Genomic DNA, 20,733 nt, shown 5'->3' with positions numbered 1-20,733 from the left:
CAGCTAGTCGTTGTGAATTGTACTGACCCAAGCTGGGTGAGAGCTTCGAACAGTCCTATTGGACGTCGGTGGGGTTGAGTTTGAGGCGCCGGAGCAGTTGGGCGTTCAGTGCCACCACGATGGTGGATAGCGACATCAAAACTGCACCCGCGGCCGGTGAGAGGACGATGCCAGCAAAGGCCAACACACCGGCGGCCAAGGGGACCGAGATGACGTTGTAACCGGTGGCCCAGACCAGGTTCTGCCACATCTTGCGGTAGCTGGCATGGGAAAGGTCCACCATGGACAACACCGCCCGTGGGTCATTTCCGGCCAGGACTACTCCGGCGGATTCCATGGCGACGTCGGTGCCAGCGCCAATGGCAATGCCAACCTCGGCCCGGGCCAAGGCAGGGGCGTCGTTGACACCATCGCCGACCATCGCGACCTTCAACCCTCGAACCTGCAATTCGGCGACCTTCTGATCCTTATCCTGAGGCAGAACCTCAGCGAACACCTCATCGATATGCAGCTCAGTAGCCACGACTGTGGCGACTTGTCGGGCGTCTCCGGTGATCATGGCGACCTTGATGCCGCGGTTTTGCAGGGCTTGAATGGCTTGGCGGGACTCTTCGCGGATTTCATCTTCCAAGGCGACGGCACCAATGACGACGCCGTCCCGAATCACGTGCAGGATGGACGCACCACGATCCATCCATGCTGCGGTGGTGTCCGCGATGCCTGCGGGCTCAGATACTCCGAGTTCCGCGATCAGGGCGGGGCCACCCACTGCGGAACGAATCCCGTTGACGGTGGCTTGGACGCCGCGTCCGGTCAGGGACTGAAAATCCGACGCCGTCAAGGCTGGCATGCCGGTTTGTTTGGCGGCAGCGATGATCGCCCTGGCGACCGGGTGCTCGCTGTCCGATTCAACAGCGGCGGCGAGGGCCAGTAACTCTTCTGTTGTGACTCCGTCGGTCGCAACGACGCCCATGACAGAAGGTTCGCCCTTGGTGAGTGTGCCGGTCTTGTCGAAGAGGACGACGTCGATGGTACGCATCCGCTCCAATGCCATCCGGTTCTTAATCAGTACACCTGCCCGCGCGGCCCTTTCGGTGGAGATGGCGATCACCAAGGGGATGGCCAACCCCAAGGCGTGCGGGCAAGCAATAACCAACACTGTCACGGTGCGAGTCACCGCATCTGGAACACTGCCCAGCAGGGTCCAAACAATGAAGGTGATGACACCGGAACCGGCGGCGAAGTAAAACAGGAACGCTGCCGCCCGGTCAGCCAGCGCTTGGGCGCGGGAGGTTGACGCCTGTGCCTCGGCGACAAGCCGCTGAATCCCAGCCAAGGCAGTGTCGTTGCCGACTGCCGTGACTCTCACCCGTAGTGAGTTGTCGGTGGCGACGGTTCCGGCAACCACGGGGTCTCCGACAGTACGGGGGATGGCCTTGGACTCGCCCGTGATCATCGACTCATCGACGTCGGCGGATCCGTCGGTGATCACGCCGTCTGCTGGCATCCGAGCCCCGGAACGGACCAAAACAAGGTCGCCGGCACGTAGCTCGGAGACGCTGATGGTCTCCGATCCGCCCTCGAAGATGCGTTCTGCTTCGTCGGGGAGCAGGGCAGCCAGTGCGTCTAGGGCGCCGCGGGCTGAACCCAGGGCACGCATTTCAATCCAATGTCCCAGCAGCATGATGGCCACCAGCAAGGCCAGCTCCCACCAGAAGTCCAGGTCGAACCCACCCAAACCCAGGCTGGTCACCCAAGAGGCAATAAACGCCACAGTGATGGCCATAGAGATCAGAAGCATCATGCCCGGTTGCCGGGACTTGATTTCCTGCCACCCGCCCTTGAGGAATGGTTGGCCGCCGTAGAAAAAGATGAACGTGCCCAACACTGGCGGAATCCATGCCGCCCCAGGAAACTCCGGCGGGGTGTAGCCGAGCAGGTGTCCGAACATGGGGCTAAAGAACACGACCGGGATCGAGAGCACCAGGGTCAGCCAGAACCGGTTCTTGAACATTGCAGTGCTGTGACCGGCATGCTGGCCAGCGGAATGGACAGCATGATCGTCATGGTCCATGTCACTGTGCCCCATGGCTGCGTGATCCAAGTGAGGCCTCGGAGTATCATCGGCGCCGCTAATTATTGTCTGGTGACCGTGTCCGTTGTGGTGCTCTTTCATTCCTCGCTCCGTTCGGGTTGTTGAGGAGTGATTGCTAGCTTTCAGTAACGGTATATCCGGCAGTGGCTACGACAGAGCGAATGACCTCAGGGGCTGCAGGTCCTGAGACCGTCAGGGTAGAGATGCCGCCGGCGACAAGATCAACAGTGGCGGATTCCACGCCTTCAATCCCCTGGACGGCGGCCTCGACGCTTTGGACGCAGTGCCCGCAGGTCAGCCCTTCCAAGGAGTACGCGGTTCCGGACTCACCGGTCGACTTGGCCGCTGTTGTCTCGGTCGAGCAGCAGCGGCATGAGCTCTCGGTTGTCTGCGTCAGGTTGAGGTCTTTTAGAGTTTCAGTTCCGCACATTTGGGAAATTCCTTTGAAAAGGGGTCGGATGGTGTGCGTTGGGGTTGAATGGCCGTGGCATCCGCAAAGTTCAACGGTTGCGACAAACTAGTTCACTGACAACACCTCAAAGGATACCCCATAGGGGTATCCTTTTCAAGGAAAGTGTGTCACGATTCTCACGTCACCGGCGGGATATTCGTATTGGGGGGTGGCTTGTGAAACGTCAAATACTCGGCGCTATGGACAATCAAGCCCTGACGGACCACGGCTGGGATTGCTCCCGAATTCGCCTTTCGCATCCGCGGGAGTGAATCTGGTGCAGAAATGCTTTGCTCACAGTACCGAGCGGGGGGCAATGCTTTAATGACATAATGTGCGTATGAATGCAGATACTAGAGCTTGTTCATTGGATGTCGACAGCCAGTACGTGGAATTGGCAGTGGAGATCTTTTCCATGCTTGCCGATGCCACGCGGGTCCGGATCATCCTTGCCCTGCGTGAGGGCGAAATGGCGGTCGGTGCACTGGCTGAGGTGGCGGGCAAATCGCCGGCGGCGGTATCACAGCATCTGGCCAAGATGCGGCTGGCCCGGATGGTTTCCACGCGTCAGGACGGTACCAAGGTCATGTACCGGCTGGAGAATGAACACGCCCGGCAGCTGGTGGCCGACGCGATCTATCAGGCTGAACACGCACTCGGCGGGGTGCCCGCGCACCACCGAGCGGAACAGGCCCCGGCATGAGACTCATTGACCAGTCCGACCACCATCCCCACGGTGACCATGAGAATCACAGCCAACCCCACGAACCTCACTCGCCTGGTCATGACCATGACGAGCACCATGGCGGACACTCCCACAAGCACCACTCGGGCTTCAAAGTTTGGTTGTTTGAACTATTCGTCCCACACACCCACGACTCCTCCGATTCAATAGACAGTGCGCTGGAAGCGAGCAAGGAAGGCATCCGGGCACTGAAGATTAGCATGATAATCCTGCTGGCCACCACGGCGCTACAGGTCATCGTGGTGGCGATCAGCGGTTCCGTGGCACTGCTGGCAGATACCATTCACAACTTCTCCGATGCACTCACGGCCGTGCCGCTGTGGATTGCTTTTATTCTGGGCCGCAGGGTGGCCACGAAGCGTTACACCTACGGCTATGGGAGGGCCGAGGATCTAGCCGGGCTCTTCATCGTCGTGGTCATTGCCCTGTCTGCGGTCCTGGCCGCATGGCAGTCGATCGTGCGGCTGTTCAATCCGCAACCGCTCGAAAACCTGTGGTGGGTGCTCGCGGCCGGCGTGATCGGGTTCGCCGGCAATGAGATTGTGGCGGTGTACCGCATCCGGGTCGGACAAAAAATCGGTTCGGCCGCACTCGTCGCAGACGGCGTGCACGCCCGCACCGACGGATTCACCTCGCTCGCCGTGGTGTTCGGTGCTGTGGGCGTGATGCTCGGCTTCCCGCTGGCGGATCCGATTGTGGGCCTGCTGATCTCTGCCGCAATCATCGTCTTGTTGTGGGGCACAGTTAAGAGCATTGGCCGCCGACTCATGGACGGCATCGAACCTGACCTTGTATCCAGCGCACAAACCGCACTAGCTGGAACGCCCGGTGTTCTGGCCGTGCCACGGCTGCAATTGCGCTGGGTCGGGCACCGACTGCAAGGCGCAGCAACCGTCATAGTTGCTGACAACACCCTGTCAGCGGTCGAAGTGACCATCCGGGATGCCGAACATCGACTCGGGCATGCGCTCCCGAAACTCGACGACGTGGTGATCAAGGCCATCACTATCCCTGCGGACGAAAACAAGGCCGATGTCGAATTGTCCGCGCACGAGGCACATGGATGAGAAGGCCTGGCTGATGACGGACTCGACGGCCATCCAAAGCCTGTTGGCGAGCATCCCCGGTCATGGCAGCTTCACCGTGACCGGGGATGCGGTGGGCATGATCGAGGTGTTCGGCGGGCTGCTGCATTGCTATCAGGGAACCGGAGGCTGCCGCAAGCAGGGACTATACTTCTCGCGGACGGAACCAAAGAAACTCCTCCGATGCCTGCTCACTGACCCGGGACGGTCCGGGAGCGATTCGCTCGGCCAGTGGAACCGGCCGAACGCTGCAGGGGTCGCGATCAGCGTCAGCCATGAACTGGCAGTCAAACTCGACGGCGCAATCCTGGACTTCGGCGCGTACAACAAGATGCAACGCTTCGTGTGGCTGTCCATACCCGCCGTCAAAGGACCATCCTGCACCTGCCTGCGCTCCATCGGGCCAGCCGCAGGGAAACACTCGCCCTGCCTCGATGACCGCGGGATCGGCCTGAGCGACCGCTGAAGGTGACATCCGCCATGGCCACGAACGAGGTGGCAGGTGAAGTACGGGATGTGAAAGATTTTTTGGTGTCCGCGAACGATCGGTGGCGAGACACTCCGCGGACTGTTCAGTAGCTCGCGGAATCATGGACCGGATCAAGTAAGGCTTTCCTTGTACGCGCCAATGTAACGACTCCTTCCCTTTGCGTAACACCACGGGCCAAGAAGCAATGCCATCGCTTTGAGATGGGCCGTTGGGGAGACGGGGTCTGAGGATGATCGGTATGGAAATTCACGCTAATGAGTTTCACTGTGACCGAACCCACCCTGCTGCGAACATAGCCCGTGCCCATAGGCGGAACCATCGCTGGGGCGGTACAGGGGAGATAAAGAGCGCCGTCCAATTCCGGAGGGTCTTCCTACTGTCGGAGGCTAGTTGAGTTTTCCAAAGTGTCCGGCAGCGTCGGATGGAATCCGCTCTCGCCGTTCAGAAATGGACATGGCCAGAAGCACGATTCCAAAAGTCAGCACGAGAACAGCAACACCATGTAGGCCTTGATCATTTGGGGTGGCCGGGCAGCCCGCGGAGCTGTCATCAATCTCAGGTCAGCTCCTCCACGGCTGTACAAACATCGCAAAACCGCCTACTGCGCCTGTGAGAGTTAGTTGTATTCCCAACGTCGCGTCTACGGTCTTTCTGTACGCTCTCATGGTTCATCCGAACACGGCACCGCCACTCTCTTCATGCCCGTTACATAGGCGGAACCTGTAATGGACAGATCTTGGCGCATGCTCCTGAGTTTCATTTCAATTCCGATTTGACGAGTCTCCTCGACGGAGTTTTCGAGTAGGTGTAGGTTCATGACATGAGGGGAGATTCCCTGCTGGCACAAGCGTTCATCGTGTCCTCCGTACTCGTAACCGGCTGCAGCATTCTGCCAGGCAGCACTACCGAAACGTGTGTTGACTGGGTCCATTTTGAAACCCCTCAAGAACAATTTGATAACGCCGCCATGGTGCTCATTGGAAAACCAGCAGGTAGGGACGGGGAGACCAGTGCCTACGGGTACAAGGCACAGACCCATCTGGTCAACGTCGAGAAGATCCTCAAAGGCGATCCCGGCGTGGTTCCCGTCCGGATCTCCTCAATGCCTCAGACCTGCGGCAATGGCGAGTCTTACCCCCACGGCGATCCCCTTGACTCGAGTCGAAGAATGATCATCTTCGCCGCCAACCAAGGTGGTGAATGGTTCACCATGACGCCCGCCCAGGGCGTATTGCTCTATGACAAAGGCACTGAGCTTCCCTTTCACTAAGATTAGGTGCAGTGAAGGTGCCAACCCGAAAATTACACATGGACTCGGAAAGTATCCAAAGTCTGCATTCGGATACTCCCCGGCCCCGGCGGGGAATGATTGCCGCCGCAGGCCACTGTCTTGCCACAAGCTACCAAGACGCTTTCGGAAACCGTCCAACGTTCCATCACCGGCTTAGAAGGGCAATCTCTAGCCGGCGCTGATGATGTCGTTTTCGGGCGCTGACTCTACGCGTCGTATTCCACGTCAGCGAAGGCTCTGCCTTCTTCGCGAATTTGCTCGGCAATACTGGCACCCTCTACGTTCCAAGCAGTTTCTTTTTCAGGCGAACTCCAACAGCTGCCATAAATGTTCTCAACATCCCACGCGTCGTACGGGTCTCGGAATAAATGAGCGCCACGGTCGTTGAACTAGCCAGAAAGGCAACCACGCAGCACCCCGACGGCCTGCAATCCTAGAATTTGTCTCGTTCGTCGTTCCCCCGCGGGACGGATTCATGGGCTGGCTAATCCACGCCGCAGTCGATCGACACCTTGTGGCCCTCTAGCGATCCGCTGGGTTCCGGCATAGCGTGGCAGGATAACATCCCGAGAACGGTTCATGAAAGAAATCCCGCAGCCTGAAGCCATTGTTGACCTGGTTGAAGAGCTGACTCGGTACCCCTGGCCTAAGAGTAAGGCCGAACAGGAAGCCTTGTTCAAGCGTCTAGGTTGGAGCCGCGGCACACAGTCTCTGGGGCACGTTTCAGCCGATGCCGCGGTGCACTTTCGTATAGCAACGAGGGACGACGGCCCTCCAGTCATAGCCACTTCACGGGAAATTGACGGCGTCATAGAATCAGTCTTTTTAGATCTCCGACTGGATTCGGCATCGCCAGACCCCGAGGCAACTAAGTGCTTCGACGCCATTGTCAGTCAACTGACGAGCCTCCACGGCGAACCCATCATTCCATGGCACGGCCAGAGAGGCTCGCGGAAGATGTGGAACGTCAACGGCATAGACATTGATGTCACCTGGAATGACAGCCGCAGCTCCCTCACGATCGGAGTCCAGGACGAACGGGTTTTCGCTGAAGTAGAAGCATACGCCCGCGACAACTGAGGCGGCAGGGAATGTCGCATCCTCCAACTCCGCTCGCGCCCAGGTGCATGAAGTCGCCAACTGTCCCGCAACGGGTTCCGCTGCGGACACAAGAAGGCTGTGCAGGCGAGTAGTAAAATTTGTGCAGACGACTTCTGAAAACGACAGAAACATGCCGGGATTCCGCGTAACGTGACCATCCCAAAAGCTAGTGCCAAATACTGCTGCTGTCCGCGCGCAGGGCTAGATTTCGGTACGGTGCAAGCATGGATATTGGATGTGGACTTCGGCGCTCTATGTCGGCGTTCTGTGATCGCTCTGTGTCGTAGTTCTAGTTTCGCCTTCGTCCTGCATCTCATGCGCTGCGGATGGCTCATCAGATGCCACTCCCTCAGAAGTAATCCGCACGTCCCTCCTGTGCCCGTAAGGGGACCGGCCACGGCACGGTCCGCTAGGGGATCGGTCTACGGTGCGCCTCAGTCAGACACCAGCGACTCTGTCCATTCATTTGCTGGCAGCCTTTCTCGCAGCAAGGCGGATTAACCTGATCCAAGAATCATCTCGGTGTCGAGATGGGCTGGGTCGACTTGTCTGATGAGCTCGGGACAGCGTCCGCAGGGAGGTAAAAGCAGCGCAAGCCGTCACCGTCTCGCCAAACGGCGACGATCTTTGGCGAGCTGGCACTCGCCGCCGTGGGCTGGCCAAGTCTCACCCGCACCTGAACAGCCCTAGTGGCAGCACCGTCGAGTTTCACGAGGCGCCGACAGTCCCGGGTGGTGAGCTCACGCAGCGTAGCTGCAGGATGCGCCGTCGATTCGGCTCCGCCTGCACTGCAGCTATGGGGCTCGGATACCGTCCGGATCTAACACCCACCAGAGCCCCCCGTGAGTCGAGACGTTGTGGCACTTCACCTCGCCAGGCCCCTCGTGCGCGTAGAAGTAGAGCGGATGCCCGTTGTAGGTGACCTGGGTCGTGCCGTCCCGCCGCTTCGTCGTCCCCAGCAGCGCTGAGTCGACCTCGCCGCTAGCGGTCGGCGCTCCGTCGGTCAGTACGGGGGGCCACGCTTCAGCGCAGTCGTCGTAACACTCCGGCTTCATGTTCTCCTCACTCTCCCAGATATAGATGGCCTGCTTTTTGGCATCGAAGAGCATCTGGCCGAAGTCGCTCGCGGCTGTAGTGATCGTGGTGCCCGGCTCTCGCGCGCTGGATGGCTGACTCGGCGGGGGTTGCGGGCTCTCCGGTGTCACAGTGCTCACACTCGGAGGCGAAGTAGAGTCCGGGGCCTCGCTCGAGGTGCTGCTTGCGCAAGACGACGCGACGAGTGCAAGAACCACCGCAGCCGCTGCTCGCAGTCTGGGTCTGGACACGCTGTGCTCCTATCGGCAGGAGCGGGCGCCCCCGGCCAGGTCTTCGGGGTTGGTGCTGATGAGATGTGGGGCCGTTCGGTTCCCATTATCTCAGGCTTTGTCGAAAATCGACGGGCGGAAATGCGGATGGTGTAGTAGTCCGTTCCCGCACGGTTCATTAGCCGGAAGGTCCGGGTTTCCTTGCAGGCATCCGAAGTCGGGGGCACCTGGTGAACGGAAAAGATCATACGCTAAAGGTGATTTGAGCAAGGTAGCCACTGGACTACAGCTCGCCATTGGCAAGCTACCCACAGTCTGGCCGTAGCGGGATCCCGCGCCGCGCTCGTCTACCGCTGCGTGCTCAGGGCCAGAGAGCGATGGTGAGGACTGCGGTGGCGAGGGCGAGCATGGCTATAGCTGCTGGGATAGAGCGTTTGATGGTTCCCGTCGAGAACCGATCTAGCACCTTCCGTAAGCGCATCCTAACTTTGTCGCCGTGTGCCATGCCGAGGGCGAGCAGAAGAAGGCACGGGGTACAGTACACGAGAGCGTAGCCGGCAAGCACGAACAGGCCTATGGGGGTGTCGACATCCGCGGCGATCATCCGTTCGATGGCGATGAAGTAGGGGAACGCGTTCGGCAGATCAGCTCCGGTAATCAGGATGCCGAGCGGGAAAGCCGTCCATACCCCGAACCAGACCGGCAGTTCGATGCTTTTCCTTTCCCGGTCCTTGAAGCGGCGCATCCCGGCGACGGCGAGAGTGATGGCTGCGATGAGGAACACTCCCCGGCGAAGCCAGATGAGCCCTTCGCCTACGGCGTCCGCGGCAGCATTGGCTCCGAGGAAGATGACCATGCCGAGGGTGAAGACCGTGCTCATCGCACCCAGGACAAACATCAATGCTGAACCGACAGGCCGGTGGCTGACGGTGAGCAGGATCAAGGTAATGACGACGATGGTCGCTGGGTTCAGCGAATCAGCCAGGGCGAGGCCGGCGATGCCAGCGAGGAGGCCACCATCAATCACTTGGCGGGCCTGCGATCCAGCCACCTCAAGATCGAATCAACACTGGGTGCAGAGTCATCGTCCGTGATGCTGTTTAGCAGCATCCCATCACCGAGAAGCCGGATGACCAAGGCTGCCACCGGGTCTCCTGTTGCAACAGCGAAGAGCTTTTCCCACCGCTCGGTTGCCTCAGCTGCCTGCTGCACAAGCGTGTCGGTAATTGAGGTGTGATCGGTGAGCAGGATCTACATTGCCCGGTAGAGAGCAGCCTCTTCACGGGAAGTTGACATGCGCAACCAAGTCTCGACCACGCTACCGCGCCCAGCGGCCACGGTCAGTGCGTCATCCATATCCTGTATTGCCTGCACCGCCATGCCCTCCACCAGTGCAGCGCGTGACTTGAAGTGGTGCATCAGCCCACCCTTAGAGACCCCCGCCTGGTGAGCGATGGTATCCATCGACGGCACTGACCCGGTATCGATCGCTAGTCGTCGAACAGTCTGCAGAATGTGTTCCTTGGTGCCCATAAAATGACGATAACACAAAAACCAACCGACCGGTCGGGTTGGATCGAAAATTTGAAAGTCCTCTGCGCTGTCCCATACACCGGTCCACGACAGGTCCAACCACCATCAAAATTCCCCGGCACAACCATCCGCATGCCGCCGCGGTCACCGGATTCCCACATACACTGTTATCCCGATGTCGGCATAGACCCTGCCCGCAATTATGCCCGGTGATGCGGAGGGTATACGGGACGCCTCTTGACTTGGATTTCAGAAAAGTGGGCAGCGGTGCAAACTTATCCCGATCTACAGTGTTCAGCTACCGTCACCGTCTCGAGGAAGTCATCCCTTCGCCTTCGCGGTGATGTTTCTGTTCCCGCAGAAGGCAGCCACGATCCTCATCGAGCATGCGCTTCATATGCTCCTCCGCGGCCGCCGGGTCAACGGGGCGCTTCACCAACATCTCTTCAATAGCGGTTGCCATCATGAACCTCCCTCCATATCCTCAATCAGCGATAATTCCGTCACCATCCGAATCATTACCGAAAAATGTTCAAGTTCCACGAAGCCCTGACAACGCCCGCAAGCCAGCCCATCTTGCCTAATGTTGTTGACAAACTTGACGGGCTGCAAATCGAAGGTGGTGGACGTTGATTCAGTCACGATCGCCGTGCCATCAAGGTTTCGGGCGTGTCTTCAGGCTGGCGCCGATTTTCTCCACGGATGAGAACCAGGAGAGCAGGTCTTGGTCGATGGCGCCGATGACTGTCCTCATGTTGGCCAGCTGTGCAGCGATGCTGCTATTGATCAACGGTTCCAAATGCGCCACCCGATTTCTTAGCCGGTAGACGCCGTCGACTGCACGTTCAAGTTCGTGGACCGGTCGCCGAAGATGCGGAAATGCATGGTGGAGTGCTTCATCCCATGGCAGTTGCTTGCCCAGGTCCTTGCGCCCTGGGAGAAGGAAACGCCAGGTCCCCATGGACAAAGCGGCAAGAATGTCCGCATGCAGCGGGTCGCGTTGGGCTTTGGGCCTGGTCCTGGTTGAATGGCCGGCACGGTTCCTGGCCTCTGGTATGTCCCGGCCAACTATGCGTTCCAACAAGATCGAGGGATCCAGGAGCCAATCGCTGGAGTGCCGATCCCCCGTGGTTGGGTTGATTTGTCCCGCGTTCCAAACGCATAGTTGCTCGTCCAAGGCATTGCGCAAGACCACCTCGAAAATGTGTAGCGTCTCATATACCGCACCGGACAGCTCTACGTTCCACCGGTAGAGCCGCACAGCACCCTGCAGGCTCCCGGCCACATCCACGTACGGCGCCAACCTGGGTGGACTCAGCCGCCGGAGCAGCACCGCCTCCACACTTATTTGTTCGCGCCTGTTCACAGTAGTAAACTGTAGTAGAAGACAGGGGCAGGTTCCCTGTTATGGATTACTGAGGGTCCCGCAGCCAGGAGCTGCGGGGCCCTCAGCTTTTAACTTCGAGAATTCGCCCCCATCGTCATCACCCATACCCTCCCCGGCACGCCACCCGGGTATTCCATGACCTACCAACCGTTCGCAGTTCGGCTGACGAAATTGATCCAAATTCATGCCTGCCTGGACAGCAAAATCGGAAGCAAATGGCGTAAGGATTAGGGAAATTCATGCTCCACTTCCCCAACAAAAAATCATTAAATTGCATGTTTCGCACCGCAACTGGTCGCTTGGCCGGCCGGACCGAAACCACGCCCCGAACAACGAAGTACGTTGACACACGTCAGCCCTCCTTTCACAACCAGTGACATGTCGTCGACGATGTCGATGGACCTGCAAACGGCCATCAAACGGCAGCTCCGGCGCATGGCTGCAAAGCCTAGTCACGTTTTTGAAAGAAACCAACCACAAATAATGACATGCCAATGGACCCGCATTGACCCGCGCGCCCCCGGACACTAGCGGTTTTTGACTGTCGATGGAGGATGTTGGCATGAGAGTGGCGAGACTCTCTTGGCCGCCGGTTCAATTCCCGCCCGGGGCACAAAAGTGCCTCTGACCTGCGGTTTCATTCCGCGGGTCAGAGCCGTTTAGGGCCAAAAAGGGCCCAACTTACCATTCACTCCCCAACTCAGCAAAATCTTCTTCAGAAACTCCCTCCCAGCACGCCCAACACGACAGTGGCGGCCCCTACTTCAGAAAAGGGCCGCCGCTGTCAGGGAGTCTAGGACGCGGGCGCCATGGCGGCGAGCTGCAGCCAGGTATCCACCACGGTGTCAGGATTCAGTGAGATCGAATCGATTCCCTCGGCCACGAGCCACTGGGCAAAATCAAGGTGGTCGCTGGGCCCCTGTCCGCAAATGCCCACATACTTACCCTTTGCCTTGCACGCCCGAATGGCCATGCTGAGCAGTTTCTTGACCGCGGCGTTCCTTTCGTCAAAACTGGCCGCCACAATGGCAGAATCCCTGTCCAAGCCGAGGGTCAGCTGGGTCAGGTCGTTGGAACCGATCGAGAAGCCGTCAAAGATCTCCAGGAACTCGTCGGCCAAAAGGGCGTTGGAGGGGACCTCGCACATCATCACCACTTCCAAGCCGTTGTCTCCCCTGCGGAGCCCGTTTTCCGCCAGCAGTTCGATGACGCCGCGACCTTCATCAAGCGTCCGGACAAACGGGATCATGAGCTTGACATTGCTCAGGCCCATCTCGTTGCGCACATAGGCCAGGGCCTTGCATTCCAGATCAAAGCAGTCCCGAAAGGACGGTTCCAGGTAGCGCGATGCGCCCCGGAAGCCGAGCATCGGGTTCTCCTCGTGCGGTTCGTAGGCCGGTCCACCGATCAGGTTTGCATACTCGTTGGACTTGAAATCGGACATGCGCACTATCACCGGCTCGGGCGCGAACGCGGCAGCGAGCGTGGCAACTCCCTCCGCCAGGCGCTTGACGTAGTAGTCCAGCGGTCCGTCGTAGGCGGCAATCCGCTCGTGGATGATCTCCGCAACCTCGGCGGGCTGGTCCGCCAGGTTCAAAAGTGCCTTGGGGTGGATGCCGATCTGTCGGTTGATGATGAACTCAAGCCGGGCAAGCCCCACACCGTGGTTGGGCAATTGTGCGAAGGTAAACGCCTGCTCAGGGGTGCCGACATTCATCATGACCTTTACGGGGGCCACCGGCAGGCTGTCCAATTCGGTTTCTTCCACCCGGAAATCCAGCAAGCCGGCGTAGATGTAGCCGGCTTCGCCTTCGGCACAAGAAACTGTTACGTTGCTTCCCTCGGGCAGTGCCACGCTGGCGTCTCCGGTGCCCACCACGGCCGGAATGCCCAGTTCCCGGGCAATGATCGCGGCATGGCAGGTTCGTCCGCCGCGGTTGGTGACAATGGCGGAGGCGCGCTTCATGATCGGTTCCCAATCAGGATCCGTCATGTCCGCCACCAGTACGTCGCCTGTCTTAAATTCGGCCATCTGGTCGATGGACGCCAGGATGCGGACGGGCCCGGATCCAATGCGTTGGCCGATGGCACGGCCCTCCGCGAGCACCGGCCCTGTCCCCTCCAGCCGGTAGCGTGACAACGTGCCCGCGGATTTGCGAGACTCCACCGTTTCGGGCCGGGCCTGCAAGATGTACAGCTCACCATCCACGCCGTCCTTGCCCCACTCAATGTCCATGGGACGGCCATAGTGTTCCTCGATCGCCAGGGCATGCCTGGCCAGCTGCTGAACGTCGTCGTCCGTAATGCTGAAGCGGCCGCGCAGCGCAGGATCGGTGGCGACCAGTTCAATGGTGTGGCCAACTTCTTCGTTTGCCGTGTAGACCATGGTCAGCGCCTTCTCCCCCAAACCGCGTTTGAGGATGGCCGGGCGCCCGGCTTTGAGACCTTCCTTGTAGACGTAAAACTCGTCCGGGTTAACCGCCCCCTGGACCACGGCCTCCCCCAAACCGTAGGAGGACGTCACAAAAACCGCACCCTGGAAGCCGGACTCGGTGTCCATGGTGAACATGACTCCGGACGCGCCCACGTCCGAACGAACCATCCGTTGAATGCCCGCCGACAGGGCCACGTCCAGGTGCTCGAAACTGTGGTGCACCCTGTAGGCGATGGCGCGGTCGTTGTAGAGCGAGGCGAAAACATCCTTGACCGCGGCCAGGATGTTCTCGATGCCGCGGACATTGAGGAACGTCTCCTGCTGCCCCGCAAAGGAAGCGTCCGGCAGGTCTTCTGCGGTGGCACTGGAGCGAACCGCCCAGGACAGCTCTGCTGATCCGCCATGTTTTTCCACGAGCTGCTCATATGCCGCGCGCAATTGCGCCTCCAGGTCGACCGGAAACGGTGTCTGAACAATGGCGTGCCGGATGGCAGATCCGGCCTCGGCCAGTGCCCGGACGTCATCGGTGTCCAACCCGGCCAGAATTCCGGCGATCTTCTCCTCCACACCTGTCTCGCGCAGGAACCGCCGGTAGGCATCGGCTGTGGTTGCAAATCCGTCCGGAACTTTAACCCCGGCGCTGGTGAGGTTCGCGACCATTTCTCCGAGTGAGGCGTTCTTGCCGCCAACCCGGTCCAGGTCCTTGAGTCCAAGCTCGGAAAACCAGAGGATGTCTGTCGTCATTGTCAGTGCTCCTTGATGTCAGGTGATGGCTGTTGACCGCCATGTCAGTCCATCCTCGCAGGGATTGGCGCGGACTGACCGTGGGATTTATCACATTCCGGGTATCCTGCTCCGGCGGGTGGCGTGCGTTCGCGTCAGCTTCTAGTGCCGCAACTTCATGCGGTCAAGGATGACCGCTGAGATTTCCTCGACGGACATGCTGGCGGAATTCAGGTACGGGATGTCATGGGCGATGTACATGCGTTCGGCGCTGCGCAGTTCGATCCCGCATTGCCGCAGTGAGGCGTACTCCGAACCGGGGCGACGCTCGGTCCGCACCTGGCTCAAGCGCATGGGATTGGACGTCAGGCCGAAACATTTGGCTTGAAAAGGCTGCAGGGGTGCTGGCAGGGTGCCACGGGGAAAGTCTTCATCCACCAGGGGGAAGTTGGCCGCATAGACGCCATGCTGAAGAGCCAAGTACATGGTGCTGGGGGTCTTCCCGCACCGCGAAGGCGCGATAAGGATGACCTCGGCTTTTTCCAGTGCACGCAGGCTTTGGCCGTCGTCGTGCTCCATGGCGTACTCAACGGCCAGCATCCGCGATTGGTAGCGCAACGCGTTTCCCAGGCCATGGGCTTGGCCGGCTTGATGGCTGGCTTTGGTGTGAAGGGTCTCCTCCAGCAACTGCACGTGCGCACCAATGAGATCCACCACGATGCCGTTGCATTTGGCCAATTCGTTGCGGACCCCCTTGTCCACAGCGGTGGAGAAGACCAGCGGCGGTTCCCCTTGCAGGGCCAGCTGGTCAATCTCGCGAACTACCGACCGGGCTTTGGCCGGGGTCGATATGAACGGCACCGTGGTGCGGTAAAACTGGCTATGGGGGAACTGGGTCAACAGGGTACTGCCCAAAGTTTCGGCGGTGATTCCTGTCCCATCGGAAAGAAAGTACACATGGCGAAGAGAATCTGGCATATTCACGCTCCTCAGCGGACGCTTGTTGTCACATCCTAACCGTCCGGCGGATGTTGAGCATGCTCACAATGATTCGTGCCGGGCAGGATGGTGGTCAGCGAGGTTGATCCCGGATTTCCCCATGACGTCCCCTTGCCGCCCGTTCGGCAACGGTCTTCACCTTGCGGTACGGAGTGAGTGAGGGATCATGCGGATCGGTCCACAGCGAATCTTCGGTCATGGTTCCTGCGTTGCCTCTTTGATGATGTTGCCCATTGGTTCGTGGCGCCCCTCATAGGATCAGATCCAAATGTATCCAAACCTGCCATGGCGGAGGGGCCGCCGTCCTGCAAGACTGGGGCCACAACATCCCTTGAACTGGAGGAAGCCCCGTGGATGGTCTTTTGCTGAGCCTGATGGTCATCCCGCTGGTTGCCGCCGCCGCTCCCCTGCTGGCCGCCGCCGTCGGAAAAGTGGCCAAGGTCCCGCTGGTGGTGTTTGAGATCGCCCTGGGCATCATGATCGGCCCCAGCCTGCTGGGCTGGGCCGAACCCACCGAGTTTGTCACGGTGCTGGCCGATCTTGGCCTGGCCATGCTGTTTTTCATGGCCGGCAATGAGATCAACTTTGCCGCGATCAAGGGCCGCCCCCTCAACCGTGCCAGCCTCGCGTGGCTCATCTCCCTCGCCGGCGGGTTGCTGGTTGGCATCCTGATTGCACCCACCGTAGCCGCCGGCGTCTTCATCGCCGTGGCCCTCTCCTCGACGGCGCTCGGCACGCTCCTGCCAGTCCTGCGCGATGCCAAGGAACTGTCGACGCCGTTTGGCAAGGCTGTCACGGCGATAGGCACCGTGGGTGAATTTGGCCCGCTGTTGGCGATCTCGCTGTTCCTCAGCGGCCACAGCCTTGACCACTCGGTGGTGGTTCTGCTCGTCTTTGTGCTCATTTCCGGCCTCGCGATTTGGCTCACCGGGCGCGGCGAAAACAAGGTCATCCACCGCATGGTCAATGCCACGCTGCATTCCAGCGGACAGTTCGCCGTCCGCCTGGTGCTTCTCATCCTGGCCCTGCTGGTGGGGCTGAGCATGGCCTTTGGCCTGGACATGCTGCTCGGCGCCTTTGCCGCCGGAATCCTCTGGCGCGTCCTGATATCCGGCGCCACGCCACACGACCGGGAAGTGGTGGAGCACAAGCTCGACGCCGTCGCCTTCGGTTTCCTTGTCCCGGTGTTCTTCATCAACACGGGGGTTGCCTTCGATCTGGACGCCCTGCTGTCCGACCCGCTGACGCTGGCACTGGTGCCCCTGTTCCTGCTGCTTTTCCTGGTAGTCCGCGGCCTGCCCAATCTGCTGGCCGCGCCCGCTGGTGCCACGGCGCGGGACAAGCGCGCCATGGTCCTTTTCAGCGCCACCGGGCTACCCATCATCGTTGCCGTGACAGCCATTGGCTTGGAACGCGGCCTGTTGCCGTCGGGCATCGCCACCGCCCTGATTGGCGCGGGGATGCTCTCGGTCCTGCTCTTTCCCATGCTGGCACTGATCCACCGGCGCAGCGAGACGCCCTACAGCAGCGGCACCACCGAAGCGTAGCCGTTGTCCATGACAGTGCTGGGGTTGTCGAAGACCTTCGTGGCGCCGTTGGCGCCATAACGCGGCCAACCCGGATCACCGCCGGCCAGGAAACGTGAGGCTGCCGTGTGCAACTCGTTGGCCAGGGCCTGGGGCGGGTCCTCACCGGCGATGGTGGCAACGCCGTCCTTGACGATGTGGTCAAAGAAGAACGGCACCTCCAGGCAATGAAAGGCGCAGCCGTGCACGGGGGAACGCCAGGCGAAGCGGTACACCCAGGTGGGCGCACCGCCGCGGGCTTCCAGAAGCTGTGGGATGAAGGTGCGGAAGATGGAGTCGGTCAGGTACCTGCCCATGACAGCGGCCGTTCCGCGAGCCTTCACCTCCGCATTGGCTTGCAGGTAGGCGCGCCGTTTGGGACCGCGCAAGCCTATCCGTCCCAGCATGAAGCCGGCCGGGATCCATTTGAGCTTGTTCTTCGCATCGGAGAAGATCATGGAGAACTCGTCGTCGTTGGCGCCAATGACCAGCGGCTTGCCAGCACCCACACCGGACCTGATGGACTCAATGGTGGGCTGGACGATGAGTTCGCCGTCCATGACGGGACCCAGAATCAGCCCATCCTGCGCCAGCGACTGCAGAGCCTTCAGGGGCGGGCCTTCCGGCATCGCTGCCTTCTTCTGCAATTCCAGCAGTACTTCCTCGTCCACAGATTCAAAGCCGGCCCGGGTGGGTGGCACACCGGCGCGCTGTGCCAGCTTGGCCGCAAACCCCCGCGACTTCTCCACCGTGACGTCTGCCGCCACACCGGAGGAGCAGTACACGGCGCTGAAGAGATGCTGCGCGCTCGGGATGCCCAGCAGGGTGAGCACGGCACCACCTCCGGCGGACTGCCCGGCGATCGTGACGCGCTGCGGGTCACCGCCAAAGGCAGCCACATTCTGTTGGACCCATTCAAGGGCCAGCATCCAGTCCAAAACCCCGCGGTTGTTGGGTGCTCCTTCCACCGCACCAAAGCCCTCAAATCCCAGCCGGTAGGAAATCACCACCGTGACGGCGCCATCGCGGGCAAAGGAGGTGCCGTCATACCAGGTACTGGCCGGTGAACCCGAGGTGAAGCCGCCGCCATGGATGTACACCAGCACGGGGAGTCCGGCATCAATGCCGGGCGACGGCGTGAACACGTTAGCGTTCAGAGTGGAGGGGCCCGGGACCGACGGTTCAGGGATCAGTGTGATCCCGCCGTCGTTGCCGCGCTGCGGCGTTGCCCCCATCTCCAGCGCGTCCCGGACACCTTCCCAGGGACGGTGTGGCACCGGCGCGGCAAACCGCAACGGGCCCACGGGAGGCTCGGCAAAGGGCATGCCCAGGAAGACCGCACACTGGTTCTGCCAGGCACCCCGGACGTGTCCCGCCGTCGTACTTGCCTGCGCAAAAGCCTCAACCAGGGCATCGGCGGCGCTCACAGCGCGATCCCGTGGCCGAAGGGAAAGAGCGCATTGGCGGTATCGGAGGGCATGTCGGGTCTGCTTCCTGCAAGGGCTGTCATGGTGGAGGGGAGTTCAAAAGGCAGTGTGCCCCGGGCTTTGGCGGCGCCGAAAAGCACGTCCAGCACAGCGCCGTCGGCGGCACCAAAGTCAACCACGAGGGCCGCGGCCGCCGCCACAAACGGGGTGAGGATGGCCGGGCGGTCCAAATACACTTCCACGACGGTGAGCACCGTGGCACACAGCGCAGTGATCCGTTCGATGTCCGCCTCGGGGACGCCAGCGAACCCTGGTGGAAGAAGCTCTCCAAGATGCCCGGCCGCGTCGTCCGCGGCAAACCCTTCCACGTAAATCTTCAGCCCACCCTTCAGGGGCAGGGTGTTCGCGGCGTTGCGCAGAACTGTCAGTGCCTCCCGCTGGGCGGCCTCCCCCGCCGCCCGGAATTCGCTGTTGCCCACAATCCGGCCGGCAGCGTCCTCGTCTACAAAGGGTGCATCAAAGAGGCCAAGGGCGAATTTTTCGCGCAGCAGGCGGCGGGCGGATTCATCCAGGCGCGACTCGGCGATGCGGCCCTCGCGGACCAGGTCAACCAGGAGCTCGGGATTGTCTTCACCACCAAATTGGTCCACGCCGGCTTCGATCACCTTGACCATGCGATCGGCCACGGGCATGCCGTAGTACGGCATGAGCTGGCTCGTGCCGGGGCGGAACGCGGCCTCAAACGGCTTGAGGTGGCAGTCAAAGTTGTTGCCCGGGTAGACCTGCTCGCGGCCGTGCGCAAAGTGCGGATCCTCGCCGTCGCACTGGGGTCCACCGCCCGGGAAGTGCTTGCCCGTGAGTTCGGCATTCTCCTGGCGGGCGATGTCGGCAAACGTCTCAACGGTGTCTTCATCGCTCAGGGCTGCGAATCCCAGGGTTTCCGGCCTCTGCGAGAACGGCCCGGCCAGCATGGAGGTGCCCGGATTCATGGAAAAGTGGTGGCGCGGGTCCGTTGACAGCGTGACGGGAATCCCCAGACGGGTGCTGGCCGCCAGTTCCTGAAGCGAATTGTGCCAGGCGGCAAGGTCCTGCCCCGACGGTGCGGAGCCAAGCACATTGACGTGCGTCATGCCCTTGGTGAGCAGCAAGTCCCTGGCGTGCGGCAGCTCGAAGGGTGCGTTTTTCACATCAAGGCTCCCATTTTCACCCGGCATGACCATGGTGGGGAAGAACAGTCCGGCCTTTTCCTCAAGCGTCATTTGGTCCAGCAGGAACTCCACCCGCTCAGCAAGCGGTAGTGAGGCGTCCCGGAATCGCTTGTCGATCGACTGGCCCTGCGGATCAACGGTGTTCACACGTACTCCCTTGTAGTGGATTGATAAAAACAGTACCTAGCTCTGTTTTGGTGGTCAAGGGATTTGACCCACTTCGATGTGCCCTAAGCTGGCTGCATGGCTGCACGAGGATCCTACGCAAAAGGCATCGCCAAACGCGATGAAATCTTGACCACCGCCCTGCGGGTGATTGCCGAGCGGGGCTACCGCAAAACCTCCCTGCGTGAATTGGCTGCCGCTGTTGGCCTGAGCCAGACCGGGCTGCTGCACTACTTTGGCACCAAGGAGGACCTCTTCATCGAGGTGCTGCGCAAGCGCGACGACGTGGACATGGCCACCTACGGGAGTGAGGCCAACCAGACCGACGTCATCCAAGGCATCCTCAACGTTGTCCGGCACAACGCGGACGTCCCCGGACTGGTCCACCTATACACGCAGTTTTCCGCCGAGGCTTCCGAGGCCAGCCACCCCGCCCACGGCTACTTCCAGGAGCGCTCCGCCTACTTTCGCCAGATTGTTTCCGGCGCCATCAGGGAGCAGCAGGAGGCTGGCCAACTGCCGGCGACCCTTGACGCGGATTCCATCGCCCTGCTCCTGATGGCAGCCAGCGACGGCCTCCAGAGCCACTGGCTGCTGGACGGCGCCGTGGACATGGCCGGGCAGCTCGCCCAGCTTTGGGAAGCATTGACCCGCGCCTGATTCGGGAAATTATGCGTTGAACCCACAGTGGGTTTCACACATAATTTCACGGGGCCAAGCCGGGCCCGGT

Annotated in this window: 20 protein-coding genes; 7 read left to right on the top strand and 13 right to left on the bottom strand. The window is 60.6% G+C overall.

Annotated elements, in window-relative coordinates:
* Positions 1-55: 55 nt before the first annotated feature.
* Together ACX80Q_RS10240 and ACX80Q_RS10235 are read right to left on the bottom strand one after the other, a co-directional pair.
* Complete coding sequence (locus ACX80Q_RS10240; protein WP_459330429.1) at positions 56-2,176, bottom strand: copper-translocating P-type ATPase; 2,121 nt, start codon at positions 2,174-2,176, stop codon at positions 56-58.
* Positions 2,177-2,210: 34 nt separating this feature from the next.
* Complete coding sequence (locus tag ACX80Q_RS10235) at positions 2,211-2,525, bottom strand: heavy-metal-associated domain-containing protein (protein ID WP_459330428.1); 315 nt, start codon at positions 2,523-2,525, stop codon at positions 2,211-2,213.
* 361 nt (positions 2,526-2,886) lie between these two features.
* Between ACX80Q_RS10235 and ACX80Q_RS10230 the strand changes: the two genes are divergently transcribed.
* The 5 genes from ACX80Q_RS10230 (at position 2,887) to ACX80Q_RS10210 (ending at position 7,237) form a co-directional block, all read left to right on the top strand.
* Positions 2,887-3,249 (top strand): ArsR/SmtB family transcription factor, encoded by a 363-nt coding sequence (locus ACX80Q_RS10230; protein WP_459330427.1) that lies wholly within the window; start codon positions 2,887-2,889, stop codon positions 3,247-3,249.
* Positions 3,246-4,358, top strand: coding sequence for a cation diffusion facilitator family transporter (locus ACX80Q_RS10225; protein ID WP_459330426.1), 1,113 nt, complete (start codon positions 3,246-3,248; stop codon positions 4,356-4,358). The genes ACX80Q_RS10230 and ACX80Q_RS10225 overlap by 4 nt, the downstream gene beginning before the upstream one ends.
* Positions 4,351-4,842 (top strand): peptidase, encoded by a 492-nt coding sequence (locus tag ACX80Q_RS10220; RefSeq protein ID WP_459330425.1) that lies wholly within the window; start codon positions 4,351-4,353, stop codon positions 4,840-4,842. The genes ACX80Q_RS10225 and ACX80Q_RS10220 overlap by 8 nt, the downstream gene beginning before the upstream one ends.
* 844 nt (positions 4,843-5,686) lie before the next feature.
* Positions 5,687-6,136: a hypothetical protein gene (locus ACX80Q_RS10215; protein WP_459330424.1), complete on the top strand. Its 450-nt coding sequence runs from the start codon at positions 5,687-5,689 to the stop codon at positions 6,134-6,136.
* Positions 6,137-6,736: 600 nt separating this feature from the next.
* The gene (locus tag ACX80Q_RS10210) at positions 6,737-7,237 is read left to right on the top strand and encodes a hypothetical protein (RefSeq protein ID WP_459330423.1); all 501 of its coding nucleotides are present in this window, start codon (positions 6,737-6,739) and stop codon (positions 7,235-7,237) included.
* An 815-nt stretch (positions 7,238-8,052) separates the two neighbouring features.
* Here ACX80Q_RS10210 and ACX80Q_RS10205 read toward each other — a convergent pair.
* From ACX80Q_RS10205 to ACX80Q_RS10165, 9 genes are all read right to left on the bottom strand, one after another.
* On the bottom strand, positions 8,053-8,472 hold the full coding sequence (locus ACX80Q_RS10205; protein ID WP_459330422.1) for a COG4315 family predicted lipoprotein: 420 nt from the start codon (positions 8,470-8,472) through the stop codon (positions 8,053-8,055).
* Positions 8,473-8,923: 451 nt separating this feature from the next.
* Positions 8,924-9,589, bottom strand: a complete 666-nt coding sequence (locus tag ACX80Q_RS10200; protein ID WP_459330421.1) for a GAP family protein — start codon at positions 9,587-9,589, stop codon at positions 8,924-8,926.
* Positions 9,586-9,774, bottom strand: coding sequence for a hypothetical protein (locus ACX80Q_RS10195; RefSeq protein WP_459330420.1), 189 nt, complete (start codon positions 9,772-9,774; stop codon positions 9,586-9,588). The genes ACX80Q_RS10200 and ACX80Q_RS10195 overlap by 4 nt, the downstream gene beginning before the upstream one ends.
* 39 nt (positions 9,775-9,813) lie before the next feature.
* On the bottom strand, positions 9,814-10,095 hold the full coding sequence (locus ACX80Q_RS10190) for a TetR/AcrR family transcriptional regulator (protein WP_459330419.1): 282 nt from the start codon (positions 10,093-10,095) through the stop codon (positions 9,814-9,816).
* Between the two features lie 304 nt (positions 10,096-10,399).
* Complete coding sequence (locus tag ACX80Q_RS10185) at positions 10,400-10,561, bottom strand: hypothetical protein (RefSeq protein ID WP_459330418.1); 162 nt, start codon at positions 10,559-10,561, stop codon at positions 10,400-10,402.
* Complete coding sequence (locus ACX80Q_RS10180) at positions 10,558-10,737, bottom strand: hypothetical protein (RefSeq protein WP_459330417.1); 180 nt, start codon at positions 10,735-10,737, stop codon at positions 10,558-10,560. The genes ACX80Q_RS10185 and ACX80Q_RS10180 overlap by 4 nt, the downstream gene beginning before the upstream one ends.
* 13 nt (positions 10,738-10,750) lie before the next feature.
* A complete protein-coding gene (locus tag ACX80Q_RS10175) occupies positions 10,751-11,461 on the bottom strand; it encodes a hypothetical protein (RefSeq protein ID WP_459330416.1) in 711 nt (236 codons plus the stop codon).
* Positions 11,462-12,275: 814 nt separating this feature from the next.
* Complete coding sequence (gene ppsA / locus ACX80Q_RS10170) at positions 12,276-14,660, bottom strand: phosphoenolpyruvate synthase (protein ID WP_459330415.1); 2,385 nt, start codon at positions 14,658-14,660, stop codon at positions 12,276-12,278.
* A 141-nt stretch (positions 14,661-14,801) separates the two neighbouring features.
* Positions 14,802-15,617 carry a pyruvate, water dikinase regulatory protein gene (locus tag ACX80Q_RS10165; protein WP_459330414.1) on the bottom strand — a complete coding sequence of 272 codons (816 nt, stop codon included), beginning with the start codon at positions 15,615-15,617 and terminating at the stop codon, positions 14,802-14,804.
* 371 nt (positions 15,618-15,988) lie between these two features.
* On the opposite strand from ACX80Q_RS10165, the gene ACX80Q_RS10160 reads away from it, so the two are divergent.
* Positions 15,989-17,185, top strand: coding sequence for a cation:proton antiporter (locus ACX80Q_RS10160; RefSeq protein WP_459330413.1), 1,197 nt, complete (start codon positions 15,989-15,991; stop codon positions 17,183-17,185).
* Here ACX80Q_RS10160 and ACX80Q_RS10155 read toward each other — a convergent pair.
* Together ACX80Q_RS10155 and ACX80Q_RS10150 are read right to left on the bottom strand one after the other, a co-directional pair.
* Positions 17,158-18,630, bottom strand: a complete 1,473-nt coding sequence (locus ACX80Q_RS10155) for a carboxylesterase/lipase family protein (protein ID WP_459330412.1) — start codon at positions 18,628-18,630, stop codon at positions 17,158-17,160. The two genes, ACX80Q_RS10160 and ACX80Q_RS10155, sit on opposite strands and share 28 nt — an antisense overlap.
* Complete coding sequence (locus ACX80Q_RS10150) at positions 18,627-19,985, bottom strand: glycoside hydrolase family 3 protein (protein WP_459330411.1); 1,359 nt, start codon at positions 19,983-19,985, stop codon at positions 18,627-18,629. Before ACX80Q_RS10150 ends, ACX80Q_RS10155 begins: the two co-directional genes overlap by 4 nt.
* Before the next feature lie 96 nt (positions 19,986-20,081).
* On the opposite strand from ACX80Q_RS10150, the gene ACX80Q_RS10145 reads away from it, so the two are divergent.
* Positions 20,082-20,663 (top strand): TetR/AcrR family transcriptional regulator, encoded by a 582-nt coding sequence (locus tag ACX80Q_RS10145; protein WP_459330410.1) that lies wholly within the window; start codon positions 20,082-20,084, stop codon positions 20,661-20,663.
* Positions 20,664-20,733 lie beyond the last annotated feature (70 nt).

Source organism: Arthrobacter sp. HLT1-20 (assembly GCF_054510895.1).
Note: the sequence above shows the minus strand (reverse complement) of the source record. Positions and strands in the feature narration are given on the sequence as shown.